Annotated in this window: 12 protein-coding genes and 1 pseudogene; 3 read left to right on the top strand and 10 right to left on the bottom strand. The window is 55.8% G+C overall.

Going from position 1 to position 14,179, the window contains the following annotated elements:
* The first annotated feature begins 104 nt into the window (after positions 1–104).
* On the top strand, positions 105–1,205 hold the full coding sequence (locus Q1A71_RS23135; protein ID WP_299682590.1) for a tyrosine-type recombinase/integrase: 1,101 nt from the start codon (positions 105–107) through the stop codon (positions 1,203–1,205).
* A gap of 44 nt (positions 1,206–1,249) precedes the next feature.
* On the opposite strand, the gene repC is transcribed toward Q1A71_RS23135, so the two are convergent.
* The 3 genes from repC to repA all read right to left on the bottom strand — a co-directional run bounded on the left by repC (position 1,250) and on the right by repA (position 5,048).
* Entirely contained in the window at positions 1,250–2,566 is a 1,317-nt protein-coding gene (repC, locus tag Q1A71_RS23130) for a plasmid replication protein RepC (protein ID WP_299682587.1), read from the bottom strand.
* A gap of 254 nt (positions 2,567–2,820) precedes the next feature.
* A complete protein-coding gene (gene repB / locus Q1A71_RS23125) occupies positions 2,821–3,831 on the bottom strand; it encodes a plasmid partitioning protein RepB (protein ID WP_299682585.1) in 1,011 nt (336 codons plus the stop codon).
* Positions 3,828–5,048 (bottom strand): plasmid partitioning protein RepA, encoded by a 1,221-nt coding sequence (repA, locus tag Q1A71_RS23120; RefSeq protein WP_299682582.1) that lies wholly within the window; start codon positions 5,046–5,048, stop codon positions 3,828–3,830. The genes repB and repA overlap by 4 nt, the downstream gene beginning before the upstream one ends.
* A gap of 870 nt (positions 5,049–5,918) precedes the next feature.
* Here repA and Q1A71_RS23115 point away from each other — a divergent pair.
* Positions 5,919–6,530 (top strand): LysE family translocator, encoded by a 612-nt coding sequence (locus tag Q1A71_RS23115; protein WP_299682579.1) that lies wholly within the window; start codon positions 5,919–5,921, stop codon positions 6,528–6,530.
* A gap of 57 nt (positions 6,531–6,587) precedes the next feature.
* On the opposite strand, the gene Q1A71_RS23110 is transcribed toward Q1A71_RS23115, so the two are convergent.
* The 4 genes from Q1A71_RS23110 to Q1A71_RS23095 form a co-directional block, all read right to left on the bottom strand.
* Positions 6,588–7,364 carry a metallophosphoesterase family protein gene (locus Q1A71_RS23110; RefSeq protein WP_299682574.1) on the bottom strand — a complete coding sequence of 259 codons (777 nt, stop codon included), beginning with the start codon at positions 7,362–7,364 and terminating at the stop codon, positions 6,588–6,590.
* Positions 7,339–8,700, bottom strand: coding sequence for a metallophosphoesterase (locus tag Q1A71_RS23105; RefSeq protein WP_299682571.1), 1,362 nt, complete (start codon positions 8,698–8,700; stop codon positions 7,339–7,341). The genes Q1A71_RS23110 and Q1A71_RS23105 overlap by 26 nt, the downstream gene beginning before the upstream one ends.
* A 348-nt stretch (positions 8,701–9,048) precedes the next feature.
* Positions 9,049–10,251: a CaiB/BaiF CoA-transferase family protein gene (locus tag Q1A71_RS23100; protein WP_299682568.1), complete on the bottom strand. Its 1,203-nt coding sequence runs from the start codon at positions 10,249–10,251 to the stop codon at positions 9,049–9,051.
* Positions 10,251–10,655, bottom strand: coding sequence for a tripartite tricarboxylate transporter permease (locus Q1A71_RS23095; protein ID WP_299682565.1), 405 nt, complete (start codon positions 10,653–10,655; stop codon positions 10,251–10,253). Before Q1A71_RS23095 ends, Q1A71_RS23100 begins: the two co-directional genes overlap by 1 nt.
* Positions 10,656–10,680: 25 nt before the next feature.
* Between Q1A71_RS23095 and Q1A71_RS23090 the strand changes: the two are divergent.
* Positions 10,681–11,701 (top strand): annotated as a pseudogene (locus tag Q1A71_RS23090) (IS91 family transposase); the annotation flags it as partial.
* A gap of 371 nt (positions 11,702–12,072) precedes the next feature.
* On the opposite strand, the gene Q1A71_RS23085 reads toward Q1A71_RS23090, so the two are convergent.
* The 3 genes from Q1A71_RS23085 to Q1A71_RS23080 all read right to left on the bottom strand — a co-directional run bounded on the left by Q1A71_RS23085 (position 12,073) and on the right by Q1A71_RS23080 (position 14,169).
* Positions 12,073–12,711: a LysE family translocator gene (locus tag Q1A71_RS23085; protein ID WP_299682562.1), complete on the bottom strand. Its 639-nt coding sequence runs from the start codon at positions 12,709–12,711 to the stop codon at positions 12,073–12,075.
* 301 nt (positions 12,712–13,012) lie between these two features.
* Complete coding sequence (locus Q1A71_RS23740; RefSeq protein ID WP_366140343.1) at positions 13,013–13,225, bottom strand: GNAT family N-acetyltransferase; 213 nt, start codon at positions 13,223–13,225, stop codon at positions 13,013–13,015.
* A 158-nt stretch (positions 13,226–13,383) separates the two neighbouring features.
* A complete protein-coding gene (locus tag Q1A71_RS23080; RefSeq protein ID WP_299682559.1) occupies positions 13,384–14,169 on the bottom strand; it encodes an MBL fold metallo-hydrolase in 786 nt (261 codons plus the stop codon).
* Between the last annotated feature and the right edge of the window lie 10 nt (positions 14,170–14,179).

Here is a 14,179-nt window from a genome sequence, read left to right as displayed (position 1 = left end):
AGAATCCAGAAATGAAACAGGAACATGACTCTCATAAAATCAACAACTTAAAGTCCAGCGGTGAAACAAGAACGACATTTCAAAATTGGTGAATTTGTGGGGAAATGGTGGACTCAGAAAGCGAGAAATCGACCTCGGCGCCCTCCGACGCGTTTGATGATGTTCAGGTCGACGAGAGAGATCAAGAGGAAAGCGATACGATCGCCCTACCCTCCCATGTTGCCGGCTCCGGCGCCCTTGATCGGTTGGTTGAGAATGCACGTGACTACGCCACAGCCTCGACGGCCGAGAACACCAACAAGGCTTACGCGGCCGATTGGAAGCACTTCGCACGCTGGTGCAGGATGAAGGGAACAGCCCCCCTGCCCCCCTCGCCCGCGATGGTCGGGCTCTATCTGACCGATCTGGCTGCCCCGACAGGCCCCGCCCCTGCCCTCACCGTCTCGACCATAGACCGTCGCCTGTCCGGACTTGCCTGGAACTACGCGCAACGCGGCTTCTCTCTCGATCGCAAGGACCGGCACATCGCCACCGTGCTGGCCGGGATCAAGCGCAAACATGCGCGCCCGCCTGTGCAGAAAGAGGCCATCCTGCCCGAGGACATCCTCGCCATGGTCTCCACCCTCCCCCTTGATCTCCGCGGCCTCCGCGACCGTGCGATTTTGCTTCTGGGATATGCTGGGGGCCTCCGACGCTCCGAAATCGTGAGCCTTGACGTCGGGAGAGACGACACGCCCGATAGCGGCGGTTGGATCGAGATCATGGAGAATGGCGCCCTGCTCACCCTCAATGCCAAAACGGGCTGGCGCGAGGTTGAGATCGGCTGTGGCTCCTCGAAGGCGACCTGCCCCGTCCATGCGCTGGAACAGTGGCTGCATTTTGCCAAGATCGATTTTGGCCCCGTGTTTGTGCGCACCTCCCGCGATGGCAAACGCGCACTCGACACGAGGCTGAGCGACAAGCACGTCGCGCGTCTGATCAAGCAAACCGTACTCAAAAGCGGCATCCGTGCCGAGCTGCCGGAAAAAGACCGCCTCGCCCTGTTTTCCGGTCACTCCCTGCGCGCCGGCCTTGCCTCCAGCGCTGAGGTCGATGAGCGCTACGTCCAAAAGCAGCTCGGTCACGCCTCCGCCGAAATGACCCGCAAATACCAACGCCGGCGGGATCGGTTCCGAGTCAATCTCACCAAAGCTGCGGGGCTCTGACGCCAAACAGACAACCCCCTGCCCTGCGGATCCAGAGACCATCATCAGACCTGTGCCCGTTCACTCATGCGGCCATAGAAGCTCCGATCCAAATGCAGTTCCCCAGCTTGTGCTTTCTGAACCATCCCCCGCAGGTACCCACCCGGCGAAGACACCTCACCCGTGGAGTATTTATCAAAGACCAAAGCCATGGTCGCCGCAGCGATTTGCGGCCCAAGAACCTTCTGAGACGCATTCCAGGCGTCTTCAGAAATACCCGCGAGGCCCCGTATTTTGCTGGCCGCTCGATGGAGATCGTTCCAGTTGCGGATATACCCATCCGACAGGGACCGCGCCATCTCTGCAAAATGCGGGCAGGTGACCATCAGCATCGGAATATCCACCTCTGAAGACCGTTTGCGGTTATGGGTGCTCCAGCTGATATCCAGATCCACCTCATCCGGCCTCTCAACCGCATCCGGTGGTGGGTTTTCGGGCGCGACGTCGGCGGCGTGCTTTTTTTCAAAGCAATTACTTTTTACAGGATCAGGTTGTTTTGTAGTTAGTATGTGGGTGCCATTTTCCGAACCCCTGGGTCCTATATTCGTATTCAATTGAACAACATTGGTCCCCGATGAAGGCTCTTGAACAGGCGTTTCCGCATCGGTTTTGTCGGGCCAGTCAAACGCAGCCTCGAAAGCAGCCTCAACGCGCTCCTGAAGGGCTTTGAACCAATCAACGATATTGAGGAGCTTATCGGGCCCTGCGGACCGCTTGGGCAGCTTCTCGAGCATCAGAGCATACTCCTCCTGTAACTCGCTCCAAGGCCCCCTCAGGCTGCTCTCTAGGGCCTTCTCGATCTTCGCCCGAATGACACGTCGTGTCACAGTGATCGTGTTGCGCAGGGATTTACAGAACTGGCGTTCCTCTTGGAGGCGCGCGTGGAGCTGTTCGAACTCTTCGGCACGGGCCGCCAGAGGAGCCAGGTCGAAGCCAAAGGCCTCAACGATGTATCCGTCAGCGTCGCGCGCACCGTAACGCTTGCCGTTGGGACTGTCCTTCATCCAGATCAGGCCGGCCTCACACAGACGCCGAACGTGCAGTCTCAGCGTCGAGAGCGAAAACCCCGTCTGCTCCATCAGAAAGTTGTTCGAGGCCCAGACTATGGGCCGCCTACCCTGCTCCCAGTCTTGGGGCTGTGTGATAGCGCCAAACGTATCGAGAAGCAGCAAGTCCTGTGACTTCAGCCCGATCGCAGCCGCCACCTTCTTAGTCGCGACGATCGCTTGGGATTTGGGTATAGATAAGTTTTCACCGGCTTGTGCATGCTTCTCAGCAACCACGAGACCCGGTGTCGGCTTGCGCCAACCTGAATGTGTCATGGTGTGTTTTTGCCTCCTGTACTCGATGGAAGGCAAAAGAAGTCCATTCGCTCAGAAGCGTTCATCGTTGACAATGATTCGCTGGAGACTTAATCTGATAGCGACCAAACTATTTCAGATAAGCTCTCAGGCTCTTTGCTTGGGGGCTTTTCTTTTGCCAGTATCTTCCTTCGTTTCTGCTCGTTCCAATTGTGGCTCGCCAAGCTTATCGGCGCGAACCAAGTGAAAACCTTGTCATCTGACAAGGTCGCCGATCACTCTCGAAGGCTTTTTCTGTATCGCTCTACGAGTGAGATCATCTCTGTCTCGAGGAACCTCGAGAACCCTACTCCATGTTTCGAGTCCAGGCTGATCTTTACGGACTTCGGGGTAATGGTCATCGAGCCTACTTCGCCCAGCTCGAGACTTGTTTGTTGAGGAGCGGGCCGCGGTTTGTCTCCCGCTCTTGCTCGGCTAGCTAACGCCGCAATAAACCGCTCGTCAGAACTACGGTGCAGAACCTTGTCATCTGACAAGGCATCCCTAAGGTCGTCGAGCTCGGCTTTATTTCGTACGCTTCCGGCCAACTCCAACCAACGAGGTCGCCCTACGGATGGAGCTCGACCAATGCTTTCAATAATATCCTTCGGTAGAGATTTAAGCACCGAGCGCAATTTAGAGAGTTCCGCATCGTCAATGCCGAGCGCTGCCTTAATGTCTTTTGGCTTGATACCTGCTGTTTGCATCTCATCGGCAAACAGAGCCTTCTCTATCCAGGACAAATCCTGCCGGCTTGCGTTCTCGATACCCTGAGCGATTACTAGATCACGATCCGAATAGTCCGCGACAATTGCGAGAACAGTCTGGCCAAGCTCTCGCAATGCTCGCAACCTACGATGCCCATAGACAACCTGAAATCGTTCCGGAGTCTGCGCGTGGCGGCGCACTGTGACTGGTACCTTTTGGCCTTCTTCTGCGATGCTGGTCTTGAAAGCTTCGAAGCCCGATGTTTCGTCGTCAGGCAACCTATCTCTGAATGGAGACGGGTCGATAAGCTCTGGGTCGAGTACGACAACCTGACTGCTGTTCGTCGCTTGCTCGAGCAGCGCGTCACGTTCCTCGCGTATCTGTGTCAGAGTGCGCTGTGTCGTCCCGATAATGCCAGCAGCGACCCTCCTAGCCTTGCGCGGTTCTTCCGGCGGCGCCTCATTTTCCAAGGCGTCATCTTCTTTTGGGTCACTCCGGAAGTCGCCGAAAGACGAGACTATGGATTTACGTTTGCTCATGACCTGCCCCATGACGTTTCAATTAGGCCCAGAAGCGCTTCATTGACCGCATCCATCGACTCGCGCGCGCGCTTAAGGGTGCTACGTTGAATCTCGCCAGGTTCAACTTCGTAGATTGTACGCTTACCAAGGCCCGCAGCCTCAATCGCCGTGCTTTCGACCGCGGTGGGAAGCAGGACGTCATCGATGAACAGGTGTCGCAGCAACCCCACAATTTGCGCCTGAGCCTGATCATTGGGGTCGTGCCGTGTCATAAGGTAACGCATGAAGTCTTTGTCCATTGTCGCGCCAGCATCTTTGATGACACCAACGAGGTCGCCCATCATCAACAGGAACTGGTTCATTGACGCGACATCCATCATTGCGGGATGCACCGTCACCAGCAATCCCGTAGCAGCATAGAGAGACGCGAGGGTCAGATAGCCAAGGGAAGGGGGGGTATCCAGAATGACTACATCGTACTCATCTTCGACTTCTCGGATTGCCTCGTTTAGCCGTTCAAAGAAAACCGAGCCGGACTTCGCCTCCTTCATCGCAAGGACACGTGGAGTATCGTATTCGAACTCCATAACTTCAATATTGCCAGGGATTAGGTCGAGACCTGCAAAGTAGGTAGGCCGGATGACGTCCCTGATCGATTTGCGATGCTCATCATACCGCAAGGTCGCGTAAACTGTCTCGTTCGTGTCCACGTCAAACTCAGGCTGTGCACCGAACATTGCTGACATGGAAGCCTGTGGATCGAGATCAATCGCTAGGACCCTGTAACCGCGGAGAGCGAGAAAATGGGCAAGGTGAACGCTCGTCGTAGTTTTGGCACTGCCCCCTTTGAAGTTGGCTACGGCCAAAATCTGAAGATGTTCGCCATCGCCACGGTGCGGCAGGTAGCTCACTGCGTCGTTCGGATTTCTTTCTGCAAAATAGCTCCGGAGTTCGTTGATCTGGCCCAATGTATAGGCACGATGATTGTTTTCCAGCCTAGCGGGGGAGGGACCTTTGCCTTCGATAGAAAGTGTTCTCAGAGACGACTCAGAGATAGCAGTCAGCTTTGCCACTTCTGGCGTCATAAACCTGCGCAATTCTTTCTGCGCCTGAGGTGGATACATGCGCTCTCGCAAATCTTGTAGCTGCTTCGAAAGCATGTTTGCGTGCCGCACAATCTTTTCGGCAGCATCTTCGTCAGGTGACCTGACGGATTTGAGAGTATCTACTGGCATTTCTTCTCTCTGACGGTAAACCGGCCTCATGACGGTTCTTTTGCGTCAGATCGTTACATGAAACGATAGAATGCGTCCAGTGATAGGATCAAAGGCTCCGATTCTGCAATTTGTTCTAAGGGCAACAAGATGTTGCGGCACACCCAACTTTCCCTACAAGATGGCGTAGGCCGTTCAATCATCTATCGTAATGGCGCTCATAACTCACTGATATATTTGGAAATTAAGCTCCCATCAGCTCTAACCTGCATGATGCACCTTAACAAGAGGCGCCCGTTGCGCGAGCCCTTGCGGCAGCAACAAGCGGTTGCCAAATCGACATAGGTCACAATTCGGCAAGGCTCTAACGCACTGGAATTCGTTTGTATTGCGGGTCGTTCATAGCGAATCGCCAAGGCACATCCTCTGCTCTGAACCGGCGCTTCTCTAGCTTTCAATGTCCAATCGCCCGATCAATTGGGAACAAGATCTGGTTTCATGATTTGCCAAGGATTCGCTGCGGTAAGGTATGACGGAGGCTCTTGTCACTATAGTTTGTCTCTATCAGGCGGGGCAGGGGCCTTGTCCTCGCTTCCAGAATGTAAACGCGACCCGCCTCCAGAGACGCAGTAGCGGCGCAGAGCATTGTAGCGCACCAAACTCAACCCGAATTGCAAATGCTGACGTTCGCTGTTGGCCCCTTGAACGAGTAAAATGCGGGACAAAGCGGACCTCTACTCTTCTTCTATGAAAGTCCGCTTACCCGATATCGCCTTGCGATCTGTGGACCCAACAGCGCACGTGGTAAGAGGGTTGATCTGCAGATCATGCACCAGTCTCCAATCGATATTCACTTTCCAAAATTCTCTGTCTCTCATAGGTTTACACACCATGGAACCTGTCGCTCTCGCCCTCTTCGCCACTGCCCTCATCCTCAATGCCGGAACACCCGGCCCGAGCATCGCGGCCCTCGTTAGCCGCGTCATCTCGCGCGGCTGGAGGGACGTTGCACCCTTTGTTGCAGCCATGTGGATCGGTGAAGTCCTTTGGCTCACCGTTGCTATGGCTGGTCTTTCCGCTCTGGCCGAGACGTTTCATTTGGCATTTGTCGTGCTGAAATATCTGGGTGTGGCCTATCTTATATGGCTGGCTTGGAAGATGTGGACCGAACCGGTCGCAACGGAAGGTGAGTCTATCCCGGAGCGCAAATCCGGCTGGTCCATGTTCGCGGCTGGCATGGCGCTTACTATAGGCAATCCGAAGATCATGGTCTTCTATCTCGCTTTACTGCCGAACCTGATCGACCTGACGAATGCGACCGTAGCCCTCTGGGCCGTTGTGTCGGTGGTGACAGTAGCGAGTTTGGCCCTTGTCGACCTCGCATGGATCGTTGCGGCTCACCACGCAAGACGGCTGCTGCGAACACCTCGCGCCATGCGGGTTGCTAATCGCGTCGGTGCGGTGTCGCTCGGTGGAGCGGCTGGTGTGATTGCGTCAAGATAAAGCGATTAGGAAACAATGCCCGTTGAGACTGAAAGGCTTGTTGGCGCGCGCTATTTTCTACTCGATCCAGCCTGTATCTAGCGCTGATTTCCACTCAGGCCTGTTCGCGTTCTTGGCGAGTTCGACCATACGGGAACGGTCATAGGGCACGTTCCGGAAAGTCGTTAGCCAACCGGCCGCAGATTTTTCGATGATCGCATAGGATGCAGTTGGTGTGCCTGTCTGCATGATATGCTGCACGGGATTGTCGTAGTCATATCCAGGTCCGCCGACACTACCCGGATTGACGATACAGCGTTGGTTGTCAATTTCGATCCGGCGTGGCGTATGGGTATGCCCACATAGCATGAGAGAAGAATGAACACCTTTCGCTTCCGATAAAATCTCTTGTTTAGGACGAAGCGACACGCGACCGTCCGATGCCACGGCTTCAAGCCAATATGTTGTGTCGCTTGTTGGGGTCCCGTGGCACAGAAATATGTCATCACCTAGATATCTGGTGGCTGGTAGGTCACGAAGCCACGCCAGATGCTGGCTATCGAGTTGACCGTAGGCGACGGTTTCAGAAGGGCCCATTTGTTCTGCTGTTTGCTCGGTCAACAAACGGTCGTGGTTCCCTCGAATACACACCATCGAAGACGACATGATGTAGTCGGCAGTCTCTCTGGCTGCCAAAGGGCCGCTCAAGTGGTCCCCGAGGTTCACGACGCTTTCGATGCCGAGTGTTTCCAGGTCATCCATCATAGCATTCAGAGCATCAATATTGCCATGAACATCTGAAATCGCAGCAAATCTTTGCGTATTAAATTCAACCATCTCCGAACGATGTTCCAATAGAAAGGCTCAATGAGCTCCCAGCAAATCTGGTGTCAGTGTCATTGTTTCCATGTTCTCCGACGCTGAGAGTCTTGGGCCAAATCAGGCGTTCAATTCCCCAGGCCGACATACCGACCAATCCGTTCCAAATGTCTGTCCCGGTTTTGCGCCAGAGTATGCCGCCAGGCCCCATGCCAGAATGAAGCATAAGCTCCAGGTCCAATTCCTCGCCATCAGCGAAACACGGACCAAGCCATTGATGCGGGCTCCTGCCTCTCTGCGGTTGCATGACAACGGTGAGCTGCATTTTTTGCCCGACAAGACCGATCCACAGCGGGCAAGTCCCACTGTCATCGAGGGCAGCGAGGATTGTCTGACGAGGGCTTGTGCCTGACACAGACCCTTCCAGTTTCAGGCAAGTGATAAGGGGTGGGGTTCCTTGCGCGGCCCATGAACAGACGTTTTGGCCTCGCGGCAATACATGATCAGCAACTGGCGTTTTTGGTGGCCACGACAGTTTTTCACGTAGCGCGCCGTCTTCATCCAAGACCTGATACCGTAAACCGTCCTGATCCACGGCCATTTGGGCGCAATGCAGGTATTCGAAACCTTCGGGCATTCGATGTGCCGTTCCAGCACCCGCACTTGTGATCTGAAGAACGCCTCGATGGCACTGAACATCGAAGGCGAGAATGTGGCTACACAGGTAAGCAAAGACGCTATTCTCAGTCAGAATACTCCAGAAGCCTTCAACATATTCGGTGCCGATATTGCGCTGATAGGTTCCGGCAAATCCATTCACCGTGAAAGCCGGATGATGGCCAACAACGAACTTCCATCGGGCGTCGGCATTGCTCTCTAGTGTCTTAGAAAGCCATTCCAACTCCAAGTGGCCTTCGCCGCCAAGTTCTGACCAAAGCGTGTGAACGAAGACAAAAAGCAGGTCTCCGTTGCGGACGAAGTAGGACAGTCCCTGTTGATCCTCAGGTCCATTCCGCGGCAAATGAGACATGACATCTGCAAACACACGTTCGCTCATCTTGTCATACGTCGTGTGGTTGCCGGTTGAGTGGTACATCGGTGTTTTAGCACGATCCAGCCACGCCATTTCCACTTCAAAGAAGTGTTTCCACTGTTCACGTAGTTCAGTCTCGTCAGGGATTAGTCCAATAACCTCATCGCCCGGAAAAATGATGAATTCTGGCGCAGGCGTCAGTCGCTGTACTACGTCATTAACCTTTGCCAGCTTCTCTTCGTGCAATGCTTCGGGCACGCCGGAGCAACTGTCCCCGTAGAATACAAACTGATGGCCTTTGTCGTTTGGTTTCAATGACTCAATCTGTTTCTTTTCCATGCAGCGAACCTTCAAACTTTCTCATCACAAACATATGGAAGCGTTGAGCCGCCGACCATAGCAGTCATTCGTCGCAATGCAGAAAACGGTCAATTTGGGCTCGTTGCGGTCATTCTCCAATTCGCAGCATCTTGGCGTCTAAAACGAGATGGCACTGATACTGACGGCCCAGAGCCGACCTCCAACACAGGTGACGAATGCTGCATGTGCAGCCCGGATAGCGGACGTTGGTGGAGCATCGAAATGACGCTAACGTCTAGGTCCGTATAGTCCCGAGAACCATCGTTCCTAGTCGAAGAAACCAAGCCAGGTGAATTCTATCATGGCGCATTTCTCCGCGGTACCACTTCACTGACTAGAGCAAGTCACAGCGCCTTGGTCCGCCAACCTTTGGATCTCTGTTTCCGAGTAACCCAAGTCTCGAAGAATCGCCTGCGTTCCAGTTCCAAGCGCTTGCGGTGGTATTGCACCATTTGGCTGAGACGCGTGCTGTATCTGAAACGGCAGCCCGCAATATCCGGCAGCGCCTCGCCGGGCAAAACCACGCTGCTCGGCGGGTGGCAGGGCAAGGGCTTCGGCGAGCGTCCGCAGTTTGGCACAAGGAACACCAGCGGCCATCAACTCCTCTTCCCAGTCGTTCGCAGACCGCCCGGCAAGCGCCACGGCAATGGCATGTCCGAGTTCGGCACCGTTGCGGTTCCGTTCGACTGGATCCGCGAACCGCGGATCGCTCAGCCATTCGGACCTGCCCAAGGCTTGCGCCAACGCGCGGAACTGCGCCTCTTCGTTCACACCGAGGCTAATACGACCTTCGGCGCAGGCGAAGACGCCCGATGAAGGCGACCGGCTGTTCGCGGCGTTCCCGCGCGCTTTCGGCTCTGTGCCGGTGAGGGCATAGTCGGTGATCGTCGAACTCATCAGCGCGAAGGCCGTATCAAGCATCGACACATCCGCAAACGCGCCCTGCCCTGTCTTTTCGCGCTGGATCAACGCGGCCATCACCGCCATTGCGGCGGCCATTCCCGTGGCGTAGTCGATGATCGGCGCGCCGGTTCTGAGCGGACCGGTCTCAGTCGTGCCCGTCAGGGCCATCAATCCGCTGATCGCTTGGATGTTCACATCATAGGCCGGTGCGTCAGCCATGGCATTCCCGCGCCCGTATCCTGTCATCGCACAGTGGATCAGGCGTGGATTTATTGCGCGTGTCGCTTCTTCTTCCAGGCCGAGGTGTGTGAGGGTGTCAGGACGGTGGTTCTCAACCAGCACATCGGCCGATTTGAGGAGTCGCTCGAAGACGGCGCGTCCCGCCTCGCGCTCCAGATCGAGCGCAAGCGATTGCTTCCCCGCACTTTGGGTCAGGTAGGCGGTGCTCATGCCGCCGGCCGCCCGCGCCTTGTCCGTGCCACCGCGATGGCGCATGGCGTCACCGCGGCCAGGGCGCTCGACCTTGATGACCTCGGCACCAAGAAGGCCGAGGTAATAGGAACAGGCGGGACCGGCCAAGACATGGGACCAGTCGATCACTCGGATGCCGTCTAGGGGCGCGACCATCATGCGTCCCCCAACGCGTGAGCACGCGCCTGTTTGCCGAGGCTCCGTACCCGGAAGAAGAGCGCCGCAATGCCGATCAGGAGGAACAGCAGCGCAACGGGCCGGGTGACGAAGATCATCAAACCGTTGTCGCTAAGCAGAAGGGCTTGGCGGAACGTCTCTTCCGCGCCACCCGCGAGGACGAAGGAAATCACGAATGCGCCCGGGTTGAAATCAAGCTTGCGCATGGCCCAACCGGCAAAGCCAGCGGCGACCATAACATAGACGTCGAAGAGGTTTCCGCGTGAGGTATATGCGGCGACGAACGAGGTGAGGAAGATGATCGGATACAAGACACGTGTCGGGATGCGCGTGATAAACCGCCCGATGAAGGCCGCGCCGAAATAGCCGATAAGCCCATACATCACGATGCCTATCAGTCCGCAGGCAAAGAGCGCATATAACAGCTGCAAAAACCGCCATTGCCCGAAGTGCCAGGCACCGGCTGCGCGGGACTGGATGGCGGCCCGCGCAGAGGACCTGCTGCCGGTCGAGTATTTCCACGTGGTCTTCACGCTGCCAGCGGAGATCGCGCGGATAGCCCTCCGGAACAAGCGTTCCATCTACGGCCTTCTGTTCAAAGCATCAGCCCAAACGGTGGCGACCATTGCCGCCGATCCCAAACGCCTTGGGGCCCGCGTCGGTATGACCAGCGTCTTGCACACTTGGGGATCAGCGCTCACCCATCACCCGCATATCCACATGATTGTCCCGGGCGGCGGGCTATCCATGGATGGCACCCGATGGGTCGCATGCAAGCCCGGGTTCTTTCTGCACGTACGGGTGTTGTCGCGATTGTTCCGGCGTTTGTTCTTGGAAGGGTTGGCCGCTCTACATCGTGCAGGACAGCTGAGGTTCTTTGGCGAGCTCACCGCGTTGGCAGATGCCGATGCCTTCGCCGAATGGTTGGCTCGGCTGCGCAAGATCGACTGGGTCGTGTACGCAAAGCCACCATTTGGCGGGCCAGAGGCAGTGCTGGCTTACCTGTCCCGCTACACCCACCGTGTCGCCATCTCAAACCACCGTCTGGTCAATGCCGATGCGGGCACCGTGGCGTTCAAATGGAAGGATTACCGCGTCAAGCGCGGGGACCGCATGAGGGTCATGCGGCTCAATACACATGAGTTCATCCGCCGCTTCATGATGCACGTGCTACCAGACCGCTTCCATCGCATCCGCCATTACGGGTTCCTGGCGGGTGCCGGTCGCAAAAGAGAAAGTCGCACAAATCCGCGCGCTGCTCGGAGACATCAAATCGGCGGAACGAGACCAACCACCGGCTGAAGCAGCACCACCGCTCACATTGCGCGAGCCATGCCCCTGCTGTGGTGGCCTGATGCGCATCGTTGAGACCTTCCGGCGCGGACAGACACCCCGAACCCGAGCGCCACCCAGACAGCAGGCCGCATGATGAACAGCCCGTCTCATACTCGTTCACCGGTCCGACGCTCAACGCGCCGGTCAAAGGGAGGTATTGCTTCAATCCCATCCATGCGCCGCAACGCGAGCCTTACCAAAGCCAAAAGACTTACAAAGACGCCCGATTGTACCCAAAAGACCGCGCAACCGACCCTTCAAAACTCGACGACCTGCCCAAACTCAAACCGACATCGGGAACATACGCCAGCGCTTTCCCCATAGGAAGGCGCACGTATCCCGCGGCTTCCACCTTGTCAGATTTGTTAACGCGGGCCATCCCGCCAAGACCAAACCTAACGCCTTGGCCCGCATCAAAAAATCTTAGACTTTGCTGGCTTTCGCTGCGGCTGTGCCAATGTCGGCTTAGTCTTTCGCTTCGCGGACTCCGGCCCAAATCAAGCTTGCTCCCATTGCTCCGAAGGCAGCGGCGAAAACACCCTCGAACCACCTTGAGAAACGAGAATAACCGCGCATGGCGACGCCGGTCGAAAAGAGCAACGCATAGGTCCCGTAGATGACCAAGCCCGACAATGCGCCCATTGGTCCGAATGCGAGCACATGCCACGCGCTCAGTCCCTGCCCAAACAGGAAGGACGCGACCGCTGCCCACATCAGAGCAGCCTTGGGATTGGTGAGCAGAACCAAAACGCCTCGACGCCACGCAAGTGCATTGGTGAGTGGGCGCGTATCAGGTGCAAATGTTGCGCTACCACCGCCCTTGAGTGTTGCGCGGGCTGCCTTGATTCCGAGAAAGAGTAAGTATCCACCACCCAAGAACTTTAGGAAAAGAAGTGACAGCGGAAACGCCTCTATCAAAGCGCCAAGTCCTAAAGCCGTCGCTGCTGACCAAACTAGCATCCCCGAAGAAATTCCAGCCACGACGCAGAGCGCGGGTTTGCGTCCCTGTGCCAATCCGACCGATGCGACTGCTGCAAGGTTTGGCCCAGGCGACATCTGTGCTGCTAAGACACCAAGCCATGTAAGCGCATAAATTGATAACATTTTCGCCCCTCCATTTTTTTATCTTTCAGCATCGTCGCTGAGCACCTTTTTCTTGGCAAGGTCTTTCCTCAAAAAGCCGCCATTCACGCACGACGCAGCATCTTTCAAAATGGGCTCACCTCGGACCTTAGCTGCATGGCGTTTGGATGGCGGCAGGGCGGGACAAAGCGAGCCTTCCTTGCGCACGGATCAATGTCCGCAAAAGCATCTAAAGACACCGCTCGCGCGTTATTGAAATTACCCTCAATCCGTGCCGATCCAGCAATCGTGCTGAATGTTCGTTAAATGCGCCATGTGCCGCTTATAAAGCGGTGGCCCCTTCAGACTTCGCAAGCTTCACCAGCTCAGTCAGCAAGCGATCCGCTATGCCCTGCCCCCTGAATTCCTCACGAACAGCTATCTCATTCAACATCGCGATGCGTCGAGGTGCAGATATTCCGCCAGGGGCAACATCGAAAACAACGGCGATCACGTAACCCGCGATCGTGTTGCCATCCTCATAGCAAAGCGCGATTGAATCTATGGTTGCCAGTTGGTCGTTCAGTATCGCGGTCAGTTCAGCACGCTGATCAATGCGCCGTTAAATTTGCGGCTCGTGCTCGACGTGATTGTCTTGCGTAGTTTTGAGCATATAGGAGATCTCAGGCACATCAGCCGAATTCAAATTTCGGATCATATCAACACCTGCAAACCATCATAGGCACATTCATGAGACAGTTCAGTCAAACGGGATAGCATGTCGTCGTTCATATGTGTGAGGATGAGCCTCTTCGGGTGGATTAGATGCAGCTTGCCTTCCAGCGTCTGGAGGTCGAGATGTAATGGCACCTTTTTGTCGTAGAAATAGGCTTCAGCGATCAACAAGTCGGCATTGTGGCCGATCTCGATCAATTCATCGACCCACTCCGTGTCACCGGTATAGGCCAGAACCTTGTCATCTACCCCAATGCGATAAGCATGAAATGGGCCTTCGGGCGGCCCGTGTCGTACTTGCGCAGTCGTGATTTCCTTGTCTCCCACAACGCGAGATGTTCCGGGTACAAGCTCCTCGAACGTCAACTCGAACTTGGGCGCTGTCTTGGAAGAGCCTGGAAATGCTGTCTCCATCACGTCCGCAAAGCGCTCTTTCAAACCCGGAGGGCCGAGAACTTGGAGAGGTGCGCGCCGCTTCGAGAAGAACTGTGCGTCGAGCATGAAGTAGGGAAGGCCTCCAAAGTGATCGCCATGAAAATGAGTGATCAGGATGGTTTCAATCTCATTCGGATCCAATTGCTGCGCCTTGAGCGCGATCATCGACGATGCGCCGCAGTCGATCAGAAAGCACGATGATTGGCATCTGACATGAAAGCAGGTGTTGAAGCGGCCACCGCTCCCAAACGCATCGCCGCACCCAGCAAAAGTGATCTTCATGACGCCGCCCTTCGGCTTTGAGCCCTTCGTTTCATTGCGGATGATCATAACCGTTTCT

Origin of the sequence: uncultured Roseobacter sp. (assembly GCF_947493125.1) — a bacterium.
GTDB lineage: Bacteria > Pseudomonadota > Alphaproteobacteria > Rhodobacterales > Rhodobacteraceae > Roseobacter.
This window is presented reverse-complemented; position numbering and strand designations above follow the sequence as displayed.

Coding starts and splice junctions, on each gene's coding strand:
- Q1A71_RS23135 (WP_299682590.1), top strand. CDS start 105: ATGGTGGACTCAGAAAGCGAGAAATCGACCTCGGCGCCCTCCGACGCG.
- repC (WP_299682587.1), bottom strand. CDS start 2,566: ATGACACATTCAGGTTGGCGCAAGCCGACACCGGGTCTCGTGGTTGCT.
- repB (WP_299682585.1), bottom strand. CDS start 3,831: ATGAGCAAACGTAAATCCATAGTCTCGTCTTTCGGCGACTTCCGGAGT.
- repA (WP_299682582.1), bottom strand. CDS start 5,048: ATGCCAGTAGATACTCTCAAATCCGTCAGGTCACCTGACGAAGATGCT.
- Q1A71_RS23115 (WP_299682579.1), top strand. CDS start 5,919: ATGGAACCTGTCGCTCTCGCCCTCTTCGCCACTGCCCTCATCCTCAAT.
- Q1A71_RS23105 (WP_299682571.1), bottom strand. CDS start 8,700: ATGGAAAAGAAACAGATTGAGTCATTGAAACCAAACGACAAAGGCCAT.
- Q1A71_RS23100 (WP_299682568.1), bottom strand. CDS start 10,251: ATGGTCGCGCCCCTAGACGGCATCCGAGTGATCGACTGGTCCCATGTC.
- Q1A71_RS23095 (WP_299682565.1), bottom strand. CDS start 10,655: ATGTATGGGCTTATCGGCTATTTCGGCGCGGCCTTCATCGGGCGGTTT.
- Q1A71_RS23085 (WP_299682562.1), bottom strand. CDS start 12,711: ATGTTATCAATTTATGCGCTTACATGGCTTGGTGTCTTAGCAGCACAG.
- Q1A71_RS23080 (WP_299682559.1), bottom strand. CDS start 14,169: ATGATCATCCGCAATGAAACGAAGGGCTCAAAGCCGAAGGGCGGCGTC.